This is a genomic window from Sulfuricystis multivorans, from assembly GCF_003966565.1.
GTDB lineage: Bacteria > Pseudomonadota > Gammaproteobacteria > Burkholderiales > Rhodocyclaceae > Sulfuricystis > Sulfuricystis multivorans.
Window position 1 is genome coordinate 764280 of the sequence record NZ_AP018718.1, and the last position, 15852, is coordinate 780131.

General features: G+C 60.1%; 16 protein-coding genes. 4 read left to right on the forward strand and 12 right to left on the reverse strand.

Features of this window, described 5'->3' with window-relative positions:
* Positions 1 to 28: 28 nt before the first annotated feature.
* The 6 genes from EL335_RS03790 to EL335_RS03815 form a co-directional block, all read right to left on the reverse strand.
* Positions 29 to 1672 (reverse strand): MFS transporter, encoded by a 1644-nt coding sequence (locus tag EL335_RS03790; RefSeq protein ID WP_126444319.1) that lies wholly within the window; start codon positions 1670 to 1672, stop codon positions 29 to 31.
* A 17-nt stretch (positions 1673 to 1689) separates the two neighbouring features.
* A complete protein-coding gene (locus tag EL335_RS03795) occupies positions 1690 to 2955 on the reverse strand; it encodes an MFS transporter (RefSeq protein WP_126444320.1) in 1266 nt (421 codons plus the stop codon).
* A gap of 121 nt (positions 2956 to 3076) precedes the next feature.
* Positions 3077 to 3733, reverse strand: a complete 657-nt coding sequence (locus tag EL335_RS03800) for a response regulator (RefSeq protein WP_126444321.1) — start codon at positions 3731 to 3733, stop codon at positions 3077 to 3079.
* Positions 3730 to 5682 (reverse strand): type IV pili methyl-accepting chemotaxis transducer N-terminal domain-containing protein, encoded by a 1953-nt coding sequence (locus EL335_RS03805; RefSeq protein WP_126444322.1) that lies wholly within the window; start codon positions 5680 to 5682, stop codon positions 3730 to 3732. The genes EL335_RS03800 and EL335_RS03805 overlap by 4 nt, the downstream gene beginning before the upstream one ends.
* A 51-nt stretch (positions 5683 to 5733) precedes the next feature.
* Complete coding sequence (locus EL335_RS03810) at positions 5734 to 6906, reverse strand: radical SAM/SPASM domain-containing protein (protein ID WP_172600021.1); 1173 nt, start codon at positions 6904 to 6906, stop codon at positions 5734 to 5736.
* 209 nt (positions 6907 to 7115) lie between these two features.
* Positions 7116 to 7580 (reverse strand): MarR family winged helix-turn-helix transcriptional regulator, encoded by a 465-nt coding sequence (locus EL335_RS03815; RefSeq protein WP_284155436.1) that lies wholly within the window; start codon positions 7578 to 7580, stop codon positions 7116 to 7118.
* Between the two features lie 91 nt (positions 7581 to 7671).
* Here EL335_RS03815 and EL335_RS03820 point away from each other — a divergent pair, with 91 nt between their 5' ends.
* Entirely contained in the window at positions 7672 to 7998 is a 327-nt protein-coding gene (locus tag EL335_RS03820) for a TusE/DsrC/DsvC family sulfur relay protein (protein WP_126444323.1), read from the forward strand.
* A 33-nt stretch (positions 7999 to 8031) separates the two neighbouring features.
* Here the strand turns inward: EL335_RS03820 and EL335_RS03825 are convergent, their stop codons facing one another.
* The gene (locus tag EL335_RS03825; protein ID WP_284155437.1) at positions 8032 to 8748 is read right to left on the reverse strand and encodes an ABC transporter ATP-binding protein; all 717 of its coding nucleotides are present in this window, start codon (positions 8746 to 8748) and stop codon (positions 8032 to 8034) included.
* Positions 8749 to 8848: 100 nt separating this feature from the next.
* Entirely contained in the window at positions 8849 to 9481 is a 633-nt protein-coding gene (locus tag EL335_RS03830) for a TetR/AcrR family transcriptional regulator (protein ID WP_126444324.1), read from the reverse strand.
* Positions 9482 to 9575: 94 nt separating this feature from the next.
* Here EL335_RS03830 and EL335_RS03835 point away from each other — a divergent pair, with 94 nt between their 5' ends.
* The gene (locus EL335_RS03835) at positions 9576 to 10187 is read left to right on the forward strand and encodes a hypothetical protein (RefSeq protein ID WP_126444325.1); all 612 of its coding nucleotides are present in this window, start codon (positions 9576 to 9578) and stop codon (positions 10185 to 10187) included.
* Positions 10188 to 10212: 25 nt separating this feature from the next.
* On the opposite strand, the gene EL335_RS03840 is transcribed toward EL335_RS03835, so the two are convergent.
* Entirely contained in the window at positions 10213 to 11484 is a 1272-nt protein-coding gene (locus EL335_RS03840) for an NnrS family protein (RefSeq protein ID WP_126444326.1), read from the reverse strand.
* Entirely contained in the window at positions 11481 to 13343 is a 1863-nt protein-coding gene (locus EL335_RS03845; RefSeq protein ID WP_126444327.1) for a nitric oxide reductase activation protein NorD, read from the reverse strand. Before EL335_RS03845 ends, EL335_RS03840 begins: the two co-directional genes overlap by 4 nt.
* Positions 13344 to 13637: 294 nt before the next feature.
* Here EL335_RS03845 and EL335_RS03850 point away from each other — a divergent pair, with 294 nt between their 5' ends.
* Entirely contained in the window at positions 13638 to 13889 is a 252-nt protein-coding gene (locus EL335_RS03850; RefSeq protein WP_126444328.1) for a type II toxin-antitoxin system Phd/YefM family antitoxin, read from the forward strand.
* The gene (locus EL335_RS03855) at positions 13886 to 14140 is read left to right on the forward strand and encodes a Txe/YoeB family addiction module toxin (protein ID WP_126444329.1); all 255 of its coding nucleotides are present in this window, start codon (positions 13886 to 13888) and stop codon (positions 14138 to 14140) included. Before EL335_RS03850 ends, EL335_RS03855 begins: the two co-directional genes overlap by 4 nt.
* Before the next feature lie 263 nt (positions 14141 to 14403).
* Here the strand turns inward: EL335_RS03855 and EL335_RS03860 are convergent, their stop codons facing one another.
* Positions 14404 to 14799, reverse strand: coding sequence for a hypothetical protein (locus EL335_RS03860; protein ID WP_126444330.1), 396 nt, complete (start codon positions 14797 to 14799; stop codon positions 14404 to 14406).
* Positions 14796 to 15578 (reverse strand): CbbQ/NirQ/NorQ/GpvN family protein, encoded by a 783-nt coding sequence (locus tag EL335_RS03865; RefSeq protein ID WP_284155438.1) that lies wholly within the window; start codon positions 15576 to 15578, stop codon positions 14796 to 14798. The genes EL335_RS03860 and EL335_RS03865 overlap by 4 nt, the downstream gene beginning before the upstream one ends.
* Positions 15579 to 15852 lie beyond the last annotated feature (274 nt).

Below are 15852 nucleotides of genomic sequence, written 5' to 3' on the forward strand. Positions count from 1 at the left end.
CGTCTCCTGGAGCGTGAAAACGAAAATCTCAGGGATTCTTGATTTCTGCGCCACGGCGCAGGTAGAACCACCAATTGATGAACAAGCAGAGGGCATAGAAGATGGCAAAACCGTACATCGCGTATTGGGGTGTACCAGCCTTGAGTTGCCCCTTGATCACTTCTGGAGCAATGAAAGCGCCATACGCGGCGACTGCGGAAGTCCACCCGAGTACCGGCCCAGCCTGCACCCGATCGAAGATCACGCCGACGGTGCGGAAGGTCGAACCGTTGCCGATACCAGAGGCGGCAAACAAAATCACAAATGAAATCATGAATTCAGTGAAATAAATTTCTGGGGTCGCCGAATGGTATGCTTGCATCATGATGTAACCTGTATAAGCTGATGCGACTACCATTACGACCGAAATGATTTGCGTGACGATCGAGCCACCGACCTTATCCGAGATCCAGCCACCCACAGGTCGGATCAGCGCACCGACGAAGGGGCCAATCCAGGCATAGGTCAGAGCCGAAGGTGCGTTCGGGTTCTTGGAATGAATCCAGGTCTGTGTAGCGGTATCCAAGATATGCGAGCTGCCGAAAATCACTGTGATCGACAGAGGTACTGCCGCAGAGAAGCCGATGAAGGAACCGAAGGTGACGACATAAAGTGCGGTCAGTGACCAGGTATGCTTGTTCTTGAAGATCGCAAATTGCCTGGCAATGCTTTCTTTCATGTCGCCGATGGCAGCCATTTTCATCACGAATAACGTGGCGACCATGATCAGAGGCAAAGCGACCCACATGTTGAGTAGCCCCAATCCGGTCGGTGGCGGCAGATAGAAATACAGACCGACTCCTGCCGTGACCAGGGCCAGCCCATAGAGCCAAAGAATCTTGGCGAAAGCGGCTGCTGTCGAACCGATGTCCGGCGAGACCACGAGCAGGTTATTCATGCCGAAAAAGCCCAGGAACGCCAGCGGGATCAATAACACCAACCAGATGAAGCTTGCATTCTGAATGTATGTCGACGTACCAGCCGGAATCTTGCCGAGGATCCAGCCGGAATCTTTGATCAACGTCATCGGCTCACCCCCCAATGCGCCGAATACGCCGGCAGTCATCACCAGCGGGATCATGACCTGCATCGTCGTGACGCCAAAGTTGCCGAGGCCGGCGTTGATGCCGAGCGCCGTTCCTTGCAATCGCTTGGGAAAGAACGTGTTGATGTTCGACATCGAACATGCGAAATTGCCTCCGCCGATTCCGGACAGCAGCGCCAACAGTTGAAACACCCACAATGGCGTATTCTTGTCCTGCAACGCGATTCCGGCGCCAAAGGCAGGAATCATCAGCAATGCGGTGGTCAGGAAAATCGCATTGCGTCCCCCGGCAATGCGGATAAAGAACGATGAAGGGATGCGCAAGGTGGCGCCCGATAGTCCGGCAATGGCGGTGATGGTGAACATGTCTTCGGGCTTGAAGGGGAAACCGAGGTTGAGCATCTGCACAGTGATGATGCCCCACATCAACCAGACAGCGAAACCACACAACAGACTCGGGACGGATATCCAGAGATTGCGGTAGGCGATCGCTTTGCCGGTGGTTTCCCAGAACGCCTGGTCCTCGGGGCGCCAGTCGGCGATGTCACGGCTGGAGGTGGTTTTGACGTCGATTGCTGCGGTTGTCATTGTTACGTTCTCCTATGTCATTCGAGGATATCGGGGTGAGGACGGCGACGCATCATCAAATCGAGCTTGCGCACTTCGGTGAAATACATCCAGATCAGGGATACCCAGACGACGCCATACATCAGCATGAAGCAGGTCGAACGAATGCCCGTCAGATCGACGAGCGCGCCGAACATGATCGGCAGTAAAAAACCACCCATCCCCCCTGCGAGCCCGACGATGCCGGATATGACGCCGATGTTCTTCGGATAGTCGTCGGAGATGTACTTGAATACCGAGGCCTTGCCCACCGCGAATGCCACACCGATGATGAACATCAGAATGGTGAACAGCCAAACGTTGAGACCCACCTGGAACGTCTGAAGACCACTGACGGTCTTGATCGTCAGCTCGGTTTGCGGATAGGAAAGGATGAACAGACAGACCCAGGATATCCAGAGCACCCACCAGGTAACGCGGTGCGCTCCCCACTTGTCAGACATCCAGCCGCCCAGTGCGCGCAGGACGCCGCCCGGCAAAGAGAAACATGCGGCTAGAAAGGCAGCGCTTTTGATATCGAAGCCGTATTCGGAGACGTAATATTTCGTCATCCACAGCGAAAGGGCGACATAGCCGCCAAAGACGATCGAGTAGTATTGGCAATACTTCCAGACCGTCGGGTCCTTGAGTGCGAGTAACTGGTCGCGCCAAGTGACATGAGATTCCACTCGATGCGCCAGATCGTCGTAGGTGAAGAGCCAAAACAAAATCAGCGTTCCCAGCATGATGGCAGCGTAGACCTGTGGCACGAACTGCCATCCATAGGCGACCACCAGCGTCGGTGCGACGAGCTTGGTTACCGCTGCGCCGGAATTGCCCGCGCCGAAGATGCCCATTGCCAGGCCTTGCTGCCTTTTCGGGAACCAGCGCGCGCAATAGGCGATGCCGACCGAAAACGAAGTGCCGGTCAGTCCCACGAAAAGGCCGAGCAGCAGGTAGTGCCAGAATTCGGTGCCGTATGCGATCAGATAGATCGGCACCACCGTCGCAGCCATGATCGCAGCAAACACGATGCGGCCGCCGTATTTGTCGGTCAGCATCCCGACTGGCAGGCGAAACAGCGACCCGGTCAGGACTGGCATAGCCACCAGGATGCCGAACTGCGTTTCGTTGAGGTCAAGCGTTTTCTTGATCGGAATGCCGATTACCGCGAACATCATCCAAACCATGAAACACACCGTGAACGCCAGCGTGCTCATGATCACCACCGACCAGGCCTTGCGTTTGTGTGTTACTGAGGTCATGCCGATTCCCTCCGCCCTAGTTGACCACACCGGCATGCTAGGGTGGAACGAGCAGGAAAGGAATCAGTCGGAAGTTGGGCTTACCTGCTGCAAAAGAAGGTAAGTGTCTCGTGCTATGGAACTAGTTCTTTGGAACTATTCCATGTTCGACCGCAAAGACTGCTACCTGCACGCGGCTCGCCATGTTGAGTTTGCGCAAAATGCTTTGTACATGGATCTTGACCGTGCTCTCGGCCAGATTCAGTGCCCGCGCGATTTCCTTGTTGCTGGCACCGCGCGCAAGAAAGCCGAGGATCTCCTTTTCGCGTGGCGAAAGTTTTTCGATTTCCTCGTGCATCGGTGGGCGTGCGCCGCGCCGCAAATTGTTCATCAGGCGCGTCGTCATTTGCGGCGCCATTACCGCTTCACCCTCTACGGCACAACGAATCGCTTTGATCAGGAATTCAGCATCGATGTTCTTGAGCAGATAACCTTGCGCGCCAGCTCGCATCACATCGATCAGATCATCCGGATTTTCGGAGACGGTCAGTACGATTACTTTGACCTCTGGAGCCTCCTCGACGATCAACTGTACCGCTTCCTTTCCAGCGATGCCTGGCATGTTCAGATCAAGCAGGGCGACGTCCGGCTTCAGCGAAACCGCACGTTTGACGCCTTCCAGTCCATCACCAGCTTCGCCGACGACTTCGAAATCCGGCACTCGCGATAGAAGAGCTTTTATGCCGCTGCGGAATAAAGCATGGTCATCGACGAGCAAAACACGAATCACGGCAGTCATCGGCTTACCTTGGGTAACACAAGACGGACACATGTGCCGGCATTGGGTCTGGATTCGATCTGGCACAGCGCACCAATGCGGCGAGCGCGATCGCGCATGATACCGATGCCGACGTGATCGGTTGATTTTTCAGGATTGGCAGCAAGCGCGAAACCTGTTCCATCGTCGGCGATTTCGATCATGAGAGCATCGACGCTATTGACCAATGAGATCGTCACCCGCCTCGCTTGTGCATGTTTGCGCACATTGGACAATGCTTCCTGGACGATATGCAGAATCTGTAATAGTGTGGTTGGCTGCACTGCAGGTGCTTCGCCGGATCGCTCGACATAAACGGCGATTCCGGTTTGCCCCTCGAATTTCTGTGCTGCGTTTTCGATTGCTTCAACCAGATCCGTGTGTTCGATGCGGATGCGAAAATGCACGAGCAGCTCGCGTACGTTGTCATAGCTTTCCTGAATGCCTTCGCGAATTCTGACCAGTTCCGCTCGTGCGCTGGTCACGTCGCCCTGCCGCAACGATGCTTCGAGCATCTGTGCCTGGATGTTGAGAAAGGCAAGCCCTTGGGCGATGCTGTCGTGGAGCTCCTGGGCGAGAAGGTTGCGCTCTTCGGATACCGCCATCTCTTTTTCTCTTTCGGCAAGCTGTAGGTTTTCGATGGCGACGCCGAGATGGCGGCCGACTGTTTCGAGTAGCCGGATCTCACCCTCTTCGAATTTTCGTGGCGTAGAGAAAAAGAGATTGAAGATTCCCAGTACGCGGTTCTTGGCACGTACCGGAATGGCAACGACCGACTGGAATCCTTCACGATAACAATTGAGTAGCAATCTGGGGTCGCCATCGGGGCGCGGGCAGCCAGCGAAAGGGCGCTCGGTTGCTGCCGCGTTGCCGCACAGACAGACGCCGACAGGCAGGCATTTTTCGCTAATCAAGAGCTCTTCGGGAAGGTTGCTGACGGCAACGAAAGACAATGATCCATTCTTTTCGTCGATCAGGCGCACAGCCCAAGCATGGGCCTCGAACAGATCGCGCACACGCTCGAGCACGCCTCGGGCCAACTGTCCGAGCTCGGCTGGTTCGCTGAGTGAAGCGGTCACTTCATAAAGTAGTCCGAGCTCGCGTGCTCGCACCGCAAGATCGTGCGTCTTCTGTTTCACGCGCTTTTCCAGGGTGGAATAGAGCTCCTGCAGATGATCGGCCATATGGTTGAAACCCAAAGCCAGATCGCCGAATTCGTCATGGCGATCGATTGGCAAGCGGGTACTGAAATCGGCCTGGGCCATGCTTTCCATGCCTTGCCGCAGTCGTTCCACCGGTTCGATTATCAGCATGCGGAACAGGTAAAGTAGCAACAGGGTGCCGGCCAGTGCAAAACCGACGAGAGCATTCTGGAATGACCACATTAGATCGGTATGGTGCGCATTGCTTTTCTCGATCTGCAATACCAGCTGGTTGATTTCCGGCACGAAATTGCGTATTTCGTCATCGATGCGATGCAAGACGTTGCGCGCCTGGATCGACTGGGGAGCATCCGTAATGTGGGTGAACGCCTCCTGCAACAAAGGTTCGAAATGAAACCTCCAGTGCTGCTTGAGCCGCTCCATCTGTTCACGCACCGCCGTTTCCCGTGGTAAGAACAGCGGTCGTTCGGTGTCGCCAACATCGATCAGATCGATCGCAGCACCGAATTCTCGCATCGTCGTTTCAGCCTCTTGCAACAATTCACGGCGTTTTCCCGGTAGCAACAGCGACTGTTCGATGAGATAACCGATGCGGTAAGTGCGCATGCGCAAAGCGCCTGCTTCGTTGATCGCCGCGGCGCCACCTTCGAGTTGCCGACCGACGTAGAGCGTCAGGCCGATCATCGTCAGCGCGAACAAAAAGAAGACCACCAAGATCCCGTCGATTTTGGCAGCCAAGGACCCCGGCAGGCGGTGTATCAGGCGCATTTCACATTCTTACTGATGGCGGGCTGCTATCACACATTTGCCGTCCTTACCTCAAGGCATGATCTCGACGTATTCATAGACTTCATTATCCACCAGGCACTTCCTTACTGGGACGGTCAGTTTGCCAAACCAGGCGTGCGGGTCGTGTTTGTCGACCTCGCGGCCGATGAACTTGACGAGCTCGCAGATCGGTTCGACGACGTTCTTGCGGTAACGTTCATCGTTTTTGACGTAGCCCAGATAGAGGTTCTTCATGCAGTTGCGGCGGCACCAGGAAAAAGCTTCACAGGACTCGCAGGGCATCGCCGGGGTCGGCTGCAAGGGACTCTTCTTCAGCCAGTTGCCCTGGATCTCGCCCATCTTCATCTCATGCGCATACATCATGTCCGGGCAGGGATAGATCTCGCCGCTGGGCATCACGTTGATCAGATGCGAGGAGACGCGGCACTGCGTCAGCCCGCCATAGAGCTCGATGCCGCGATTGGGCAGCAGCTTGTTCCTGACGATGCCCATCAGGGGAATGAAGGGATAGAGCGCGTCGGTGCGTGAGAAGAACTTGTCGATCAGTTTCACCAGCACCGCCTTGCGCTTGGCGACCGAATCGCCAAAGTACATCTCGTCGGCGACGAACTGCCAATAGACATAGTCGATCGCCTCGATCGCGGTGGCGAGCTCGTCGAGCTCCTCGAAGCTGGTGTCGGGATTGCCCCAGGTCACCCGCGCGGTGATCGTGCCGCCGACCTTGTCATGCACCTTGGAGAGGTTGGCAATCACCTGACGCCAGATGCCGCGGCCGCGATAGCCGTCGGTGATCGCTTCGCCGCCGTCGATCGAGACGAGGATATTCGAAAGCTTCGCCAATACCCAGTCTGGCAAGTCGTCGAGCAGCGTGCCGTTGGTTTGCAGCTGATAGCGGAATTCGGGAAAACGTCGCATCACGTCTTCCATCATGCGACGGTTGAGAGTCGGCTCGCCGCCGTAAAAGGTGACGTAGATCTCCTTGCCGGCCAGGTGCGTGTCGATGAAGCGCGCGAGCTGGTCGATGTCGTATTTCAGCTCGGTCTGCGAACCGAGCACGTCGCCGACGCCGAGCGAGCAATAGGTGCATTTCAGATTGCACTTGAGCGTGGTGAGCAACTGCAATTCGATGCGACCACCGAGGATCGGCTCGGGATCGGAAATGGGAGCGCACTGCGGCGCGAATTCGAGAGTGTGCGGGATCATGAAGGCTTCCTCCAAATGAAGAATCGAACGGGGCAACGGCTGTGGCCGGCCAGTGTGGTCAGGAGAAAGCGCACGGCGGGGCGGTCTTGGGCAGCGCGGTGATGCCGAAACGCAGCCAGCCGGTCGCGGCTTCCGGGATGGCGCCCAGAGCACGAGCGTGAAATCTGCACGGGAAAATGCGATCCAGCGTGGCAGTCGCAAGCATAAAATTATAGGCGAGTGCCCTGGTTGGAAACTTGATCCAGGTTGCCTTTGCGCAACTGCGCTTCGCCGGGGACGGCGAACAAGCCTTCGAGGCGCAGCAGCTCGTCGCGGTGTTGGCGTGCCAAATTTTCGACCAGCCGGGCGCCTTTATGGGTGAGATGCACTTCGACCGTTCGCCCGTCGTTACGTCCGGGACGACGTTCGACCAGTCCCAGCCGTTCACAGCGTGTGATGAGCGCCACCGTGCCATGAGGCTTGGCAACGAGGCGCTCGGCGAGTTCCCCGACGGTTGCCCAGTCGCGGCCGGGGAAGCCCTTCACATGCAGCAGCAAAAGGTATTGCAGGTTGGTGATGCCGGCGCGCCGGGTCAGCCCCTCGCTCCAATGCACGAAACGTCGCAGCTGATAGCGAAAGTGCGACAGTATCTCGAAATCCGCTTTGGTGAATTCGACATCATTCATGGCGCTCATAACCCATCCGGGGAGTTGATTGCAATCGAGATGCCAGCAAAATAATATCACGGTGTGACATAATTCATCAGCCCAAACGGAGGAGATCGACATGAGCACTACCATCGAGATGCCCACACGCGATGCCGAAGGCTACCTGGTCGAACCGGCGGAATGGAATGAAGCGGTGGCGACCGCGCTGGCGGAAGAGCTCGGGATCGAGCTGGGTGCCGATCACTGGGACGTGATCCGTTTCATGCGCGAGTATTACGACGAACACCAGGTCGCGGCGGATGCGCGTCATGTCATCAAGCATCTGGAGGCACGTTATCAGGGCAATGCGCGTCAGCGGCTGTTCGAGCTGTTCCCCTACGGTTATCCCGCCCAGGCGTGTAAGATCGCTGGCATGAAACGGCCGCGCGCTTGGAGCACGGGGTGAATCGTACTACCGTCTGTCTCAAGGCGGGCGACGTCAGATCGGTCGCCCTTCACCCGCTTCTTCGTGGGTCTTGCCGTCGCGGATGTGATAGATGCGCTTGAAGGTCGGGATGATCTTTTCGTCATGGGTGACGACGACGATCGCGGTGCGATACTCGCGAGCCAGATCGTTGAGAATGCGCACGACGGTGAGCGCGCGTGCCGAATCGAGTGGTGCAGTGGGTTCGTCGGCGAGAATCACCGGCGCGTGATTGGCGAGCGAGCGGGCGATGGCGACGCGCTGCTGCTCGCCGCCGGAGAGCTGCGATACCGATGCGCCGGCGCGATGCGCCACATCCAGCGCAGTCAATAGCTCCAGGGCGCGTTTGCGCGCACTGGCATTGTCCTGACCGGCGAGCATCGGCAGCAGTGCGACATTGTCGGTGACATCGAGGAAGGGGATCAGATAAGGCGCCTGGAAGACGAAGCCGATCTTGTCGCGCCGCAAGGCGCGCAGGTCGCGGATCTTCCAGCCATCGTCATAAATCACCTCACCGGCCAGCTCCATGCGCCCGGCGGTCGGTTCGATCACTGCGCCGAGGCATTTGAGCAAGGTGCTCTTGCCCGAGCCGCTGGGGCCGACCAGGCCGACGACCTCGCCAGGCCAGACGGTCATGTCGACACCTTTCAGCGCATCGACCGCGGCCTCGCCGCTACCGTAGCGTTTTTTCAGTCCGGTCAGCCGGATTGCCGGGATCTCGACCTTATCCACCGATGGCCTCCGCCGGGTCGATGCGCAGCGCGGTGCGGATGGCGACGCTGCTCGCCAGCGCGCAGATCGTCAGGGATCAGGCTGCGACGGGTCGGGGTCTTCATGGTCGTGCTCCGCGAAAGCCATCCAGCAACAGTGGGAAGACGCGCTGCGCCGCTGCGCGCAAATCGAGCGCGCCGGAAAACAAGGCACTTTGCACCACCAGTCCTTGCACCGTGCCGATGAACAACAAGGCGGCGACTTCCTCGTCGAGTGTCGCGGGCAACTGACCGGCCTGTTTGGCACGCATCAGCAATGACTTCACGCGTTCGCGATAGCCGCCGACGATACGGCGCGCCACACCAGAGAGCACCGAACCGCGCGGCCGCTGCAGTTCGTGGAACAGGAGACGCGGAACACCCGGGTGGCCGGCAACGAAATCGACTTGAGCCTGGAACAATCGCTCCAGCATTTCCAGCGGCGTGCCGCCCGCTGCGATGGCGGAGTCGGCCAGTCGGCCGAGTTGCTCGCCCAGCCAATCGAACACCGCCGCCCAGATCGAGGCTTTGTCTGGAAAATGACGGAACAGCGCACCATGGGTCACGCCGATGCGCGATGCGATCGCTTGAGTGGTGATGCCTTCAGGGCCATGTTCGCGGGCCAGATCGACGACGGCGGCGACGGTCTGCTCGCGTCTTTCCTCTGCCGAATGACGCTGGCGCGCGGTTTCGGCGGCAATGGTGGTGATCGGCATGGTGAAAGCGAAGGTTTGTTGTGCCGTTAAGTAAGTAACCTGTTACTATCTTACTGCAATTTTCCATTCCACAATTGCCCAGAAAGGTTACACAATGCGTTTTCCCGATTTTTTCTCCGCCGCACCGGTGATCCGAATGCGTGATCCGCTGGCGGAATTCCTCGGTGCCACTGGCGATGGCGAGTTCGAATATCGTTTCGAAGATGCCGTGCGGCTTGCCGGCCACAGCTGCCCGACGGTCGCTTCCGCCTTCCTGATGACGCGAGCGGCGCTCGCACGGCTTTATCCGGAAGAATTGCCCGTGCGCGGCGAGATTCGTGTCGATCTCGCCGACGAGCGTGATGCCGGAGTGGCGGGCGTGATCGCCAGCATCTTGACGCTCGTCACCGGTGCTGCTGGTGACACCGGCTTCAAGGGTATCGGGGGGCGATTCGATCGCCGCGAGCGACTTTTTTTCGCCCAACCGCTCGAACACGGCAGCCTGCGTTTCACGCGTCTCGACAGTGGCGCCGCCGTCGAGGTGGCCGCAGATCTGTCACATGTGCCAGGTGACCCCCGGCTGGCTGAGCTGCTGCCGCGCTGCCGTTCCGGCCGCGCCAGCACTCAGGAAATGAGCACGTTTCGCAGCTTGTGGCAGGATCGCGTGCGGCGCCTGCTGCTCGAACACGCCGACGATCCGCAGACGATCCTGATCTTCCCGATCTGAGGTGCCATCCCGCCAGCGCCGACTTTCATCCCGGCTTGCCATCGACGCGCGGCGCGGCAAGCATCGGCAGAGTGCGCCAGAGCAGGAGGCCGAAGGCGACGAGCCAGCAGCTTCCGGCCAGATGCAGGAACATGAAGTAGCCGGGTGGATAGAACTGCGGCGCGACGACGCGGGCGAGGAAGCCCGCGATCATGATCCAGAGCACGGACTTGTCGAGGCGCGTAAAAACCACTTCGCGGCCGGTGTGGCCCTTCGAGATGCGCACGATCATCGCCGGGCCGATGAGACCCATCACGCCGACGGTGAAAAGATGCACGGCCACGGTGCCGACCCACGGCGGTTCGGCGAAACGGCCGAGGCCGGATACGACGAGCTGCGCGACGATCATCAGATAGCCGATGTACATGATGCCGATGTCGAGCCGTGAGAGCGCCCTGGCCGGGTGCCAGAAGGCGAAGCGCCAGCAAAGCAGCGCGGCGAGCAGAAATTCGAGCGCGCCAGCCAGCGAAGCAGGCAGCAGTTCGGCAAAGATCAACGCAACGGCGAGCCACTTGATCGGCAGATCGAGACGCGCATCGCGTAGGATCTCGAGCCGGAAGGCATGGCGCATGAACTGCACCTGCGTGCGTTCGAGCATGATCAGGAAGGCCAGCCGGAAGAGGGCCAGCGACATGCCGACGCCGAGCGTATAGAAATCGCCCTGCAGGATGAGGACTTTCGCCGGCAAGAAGAGCGGCAGCGCGATCCAGAAGAAGTAGTTGTCGCTGCCGGAAGCGCGCAGACTTTGCTTGAGTAGCGTGTGCATCAGCATCACGACGATCGCGAGCTGGAAGAGTAGCGTGGATGGCCAGAAGAGCCATGGCGACCAGGCCGTGTCGATGCTCAGCGCGAAGCGATCGAGGAGCCAGGCGCCAGCGAGAAACGCGAGCGCCCCGCCGTGCCAGCCGCGCACGCCGACCCAGTTCTTCGTCGCGGTGAGCAGAAAGCCACCCATGAGCGCCCAGCCGTAGCCATAGAACATCTCGTGGGCGTGCCATTGCAATGGCGACAGGACGAAACTCGGCGCTGGCGGAAGCGAAGACGTCCCGCCGGGCGCCGCCTCATTTCCAAAAGTCGGCGCTGGCGGAAGCAAAGACGTCCCGCCGGGCGCCGCCTCATTTCCAAAAGTCGGCGCTGGCGGGACGGCACCCGTGAACACCAGCACCCACCACAGCGGCAGGATCATCCCGGCGAGGCAGGCGAGAGGAAACAGGGTGCGAAAGCCAAGGGCGAAAATCGGATGGGCAAGGAGTTTCATGCGTTCCCGGTCAGTTGAGCATAAAGCAGCGGCAGCCGGTCGGGCAGTTCCTCGGGCTTTCTGACGATGGTGTAGCCCGCCGGGCCAAAGAGATGCGGCAGATAACCAGCGCCTTCGCGGTCGATCGTCACGCAGAAGGGCTTGATGCCGGCTTCGCGTGCTTCGATCAGCGCCATCCGCGTGTCCTCGATGCCGTAGCGCCCTTCGTAGAGGTCGATGTCGTGCGGCTTGCCGTCGGAAAGGATCAGCAGCAGGCGGCGCTGGGCCGGTTGTTTTTCGATCAGTTGCCGCGCGCGTCGCACCGCCGCGCCCATGCGCGTGTACCAGCCGGGCTTCAATGCCGCGATGCGGCCGCGCGCGAGGGTGTCGAGCGGGCGGTCGAAGGGTTTGATCTCGTGGAAGCGCACGAAGCTGCGTTTCAAGGACGAGAAACCGTAGAAGGCGAAGGCATCGCCGGTGGCGGAGAGCGCCTCGCCGAAGAGCATCAGGCTATCGCGGATCACATCGATCACTTTCTGCCTGTCGTTGGCGTAGGCATCGGTCGACAGCGACAGATCGGCGAGCACGAGGCAGGCGAGATCGCGCTCGGTCGGCCGGTGGTTCAAATACGCGCCGGCGCCCGAGAAATGCCAGCCGGCCAGGCGATCCGCAGCGATGCGCACGCAGGCGTCGATGTCGAGCTCCGAGCCTTCGGGCTGGGCTTTCTGCCAGCGGCGCACCGGTGCCAACGCGGCGAACTGGTTCTTGAGCTTGCGCGCATGGCGCTTGAGGCGCTCCGGCAGTGGCTGCGGCACGGAATCGCGCGCCACCATCGTCTGCACGCGGCAGAAATCGGGCTTCATGATGCGGCGTTTCCAGTCCCACTCCGGCAGCGGGATGCCGGGGCCCACGAGGAGGTCGTCCTCTGCCGCCGCCGGCAGGTCGAGATCGAAGCGCACCTTCGAGGCAACCCTAACGTCGTTCTCTGCGAGGGTGAGTTTCTCGAGTGATTCGGCGGCGCGGCCGGCATCGGGGTTCTCGTCCGCGTCGAGCGCGCGGTTGACGCGCAGATATTCGGCCCAGGAAAGCAGGCTTTCGGCGCGAAACAGCAGGATCAAGGGTGATGCGTTTTCCGGCGGCGCATCGCGCTCGGCCTGATAGCGCTTGTTCTGGACCGACTGCTCTTGGGCTTGCTCGCCTTCGGCCTCTGTCGGGAGCGGATCGATGCGGCGCGCGCCGTTCTTCGCCGGCGGCGCGGGATAGAGCCACAGCGGCACCGGCTGGAGGGTCTTCGCCTTGGCGCGCGCAAGCGGCGGCAGCTCGGCGACGCTGCCGGGATCGAAGAGCGCCTTGAGCACCGCGCGCTCTTGCGCGGCCTCGTCGTCCGGCATCTTCTCCGGGGGGATGCGCTCGGCGACGACGGCCTCGACCAGTCGCCGGTAGCGTGATTCGAGCCCCGGATAGCGTTGCAGCGTCACCCAGGTCGCGAACTGGTTGCACACGATCCATTCCTGCGAAAACCTTTCCAGCGCCGGGCCGGCGCTCGCCGCCAGCGCGGCGAGCCACACATAGAGATCGCGGTTCAAACTCGGCGTTGGCAGGACGGCAAGACGCGGGGGCAGCACCAGGGTTTCGTGGTCGAGCGCGGCATGGGCGACGCGCTGACCGATGCCGGCGATGCGTTGCAACAGGCGACGGCGCGCGCCGTGCGCCTGATCGGCGGCCGCGGCGATGCGCAGTCCCGGATCGCCGCCCAGCGCGCGGAAGATCACGCCGAGCGCCTTTTCGATGTCCTTGAGCTCGACCGCCGCGTCCGGATGGTCGCGCCGCGCTGTCTGGGTGATCCAGCGATCCCAGAGTCCGCCGATCCACTCTTCCATCTAGACGCCTTCGCAGCGCGGGCCGATCCAGAGGCCGACGAAAGAGGTCTGGTCACTCACGGCACTGGCAGGCCATTGAAAAACGTCACGAGGATGGTCAGATGCAAGGCGTTTGGTGCGCAGCGAGGTTGCGGCGAAGGCTAAGCTCGGCTTTGTCGAGGTTGAGCGAAGCGGCCGAAGCCAACACCGCGCAACGCCGAAGAATGCCCACCGCAGTAGTTTTTTCAGCGGCCTGCTAGACAAGCGGCCGGCGAGAATGTACAGTAACGCGTACATATATGGAGGAGCCCGGAAATGGATGCGATTACCTACACGACGCTTCGCGCGAATTTGGCGAGCGCGATGGATCGAGTCTGCGACGACCACGAAGCCTTGATTATCACCCGCAACGGAGAGCAGTCGGTTGTGATGCTCTCGCTTGAAGACTATAAGGCGTTGGAAGAAACCGCCTATCTCTTGCGCACACCCGCGAACGCGAAGCGTCTTCTCACGGCGGTAGCGCAATTGAATGCCGGCAAGGGCATCGAGCGGAAACTGGCCAAGTGAAGCTGGTCTTCGCAGACGAGGCATGGGAAGACTACCTGTATTGGCAAAAGCAGGATAAAAAAATGGTCGAGCGGATCAACAAACTGATTCGCGAGATCCAGCGAGAACCATTCGGCGGCGTCGGAAAACCCGAACCGCTGAAACACGCACTCTCGGGATTTTGGTCACGCCGGATCACAGACGAGCACCGAATAGTGTATCGGGTTGAAGGCGACCAACTTCAAATAGCCCAATTGCGTTTCCATTACTGAGGCGTTCAACCCAGATTGTCCATTGGAACGCGAGCGGGTATCAAAAGCGAGGGCGAGCAGGTTTGCGCCCCCGCGACGAGCCAATAACAGTGTCTGGCGATACGCGGGGGCGCAAAGATGCCGCCCGCAGCTCGAAAACCGCCGCGTAGGGCGCTGAAATGATCGTATCGAATGCTCATGGCGAATCAGCCCGCTCTCAATGGACAATCTGGGTTCAACGTTCATGCTCGGGGACGCGCTACTCGCGGCGTTTCGCAGGGGTTTCATTTGAGCCCCTCGCAGCGCGGGCCGATCCAGGGGTAGCGATAAGGCTTGCCGGCCATGGCCTTCGCAAGCCCGAGCATGCCGAACAGGATCAGCGTCGAGTGGATACAGGTGAAGTAGAGGATCACCGCGACCCAGGTCCATTCCCAGTCCCAGCCGAGGAAAAACAGGAATGCGGCGCAGATGGCGATGATCAGCGCGCCGCCCCACAGGCTGACGAAGAAGGTCTGGTCGAGATGGCAGCGCGCCAGCGGCGGCGCAGCGACGCGATGCTTGAGCCACAGCCAGGCCAAGAGCAGGAAGGCAAGCCCCGGTGCCAGCATCAAATTGACGAGAAAGAGCGATTCCGCCGCAACGGCGAGCCCCTGGCCAGGCGTTTCGTGTGCGCGGCTCATTTGCCGAAGGTGGCGAGCACCACTTCCTCGAGCGCGGCGGCGACTTCGAGATCGTCGGTGAGCGCTTCGATGAGCGCCGCACGGCAGGCGTCCACGGGATCCATGCCATCGCGGATCAGGATCGCGGCATAGACGAGCAGCCGCGTGCTGGCGACCTCTTCGAGGTCGACGTCTTTCAGGGCACGCAAGCTGCGGCCGATATTGACGAGCCGTTTCGCGATCATCGCGTCGCAGCCGGTCTCGCCGATGAGGATCGCCTCTTCGTGCGCGGCATCGGGAAAGCCGAAGCGCAGCGCGACGAAACGCTGGCGCGTCGATGGCTTCATGCCTTTGAGGAAATTCTGGTAGCCAGGGTTGTAGGAGACCACCAGCATGAAGCTGTCGGGAGCGTGCAGCACCTCGCCGGTGCGGTCGATCGGCAGCACGCGACGGTGATCGGCCAACGGGTGGATCACCACCGTGGTGTCCTTCCTCGCCTCGACCACCTCGTCGAGATAGCAGATGCCGCCCTCGCGCACCGCACGGGTGAGCGGGCCGTCCGACCAGTAGGTGGCGCCATCGCCGATCAGATGGCGACCGACCAGATCGGCGGCGGTGAGATCGTCATGGCAAGCGACGGTGAATAGCGGCAGGCCGAGCTTCGCGGCCATGAACGCGACGAAGCGCGTCTTGCCCACACCGGTCGGCCCCTTGATCAACACCGGCAAACGATTGCGGTGTGCGTGCTCGAACAGGTCGATCTCGTTGCCGGCGGGTTGGTAAAAGGGGAGCTCGCTCATGGAATCTCGTTTCATCCAGCGGGAAAAGCGCGAATGCTACTTTAACCCAGATTGTCCATTGGAACGCGAGCGGGTTTCGAAGGCGAGGGCGAGCAGGTTTGCGTCCCCGCGACGAGCCAATAACAGTGTCTATTGGCGAGGAGCGGGGGCGCAAAGATGCCGCCCGCAGCTCGAAAACCGCCGCGTAGGGCGTTGAAATGATCGTATCGGATGCTCATGGCGAATCAGCCCGGTCTAATGGACAATCTGGGTTTAAGCACCGCTAGCGTGCGTG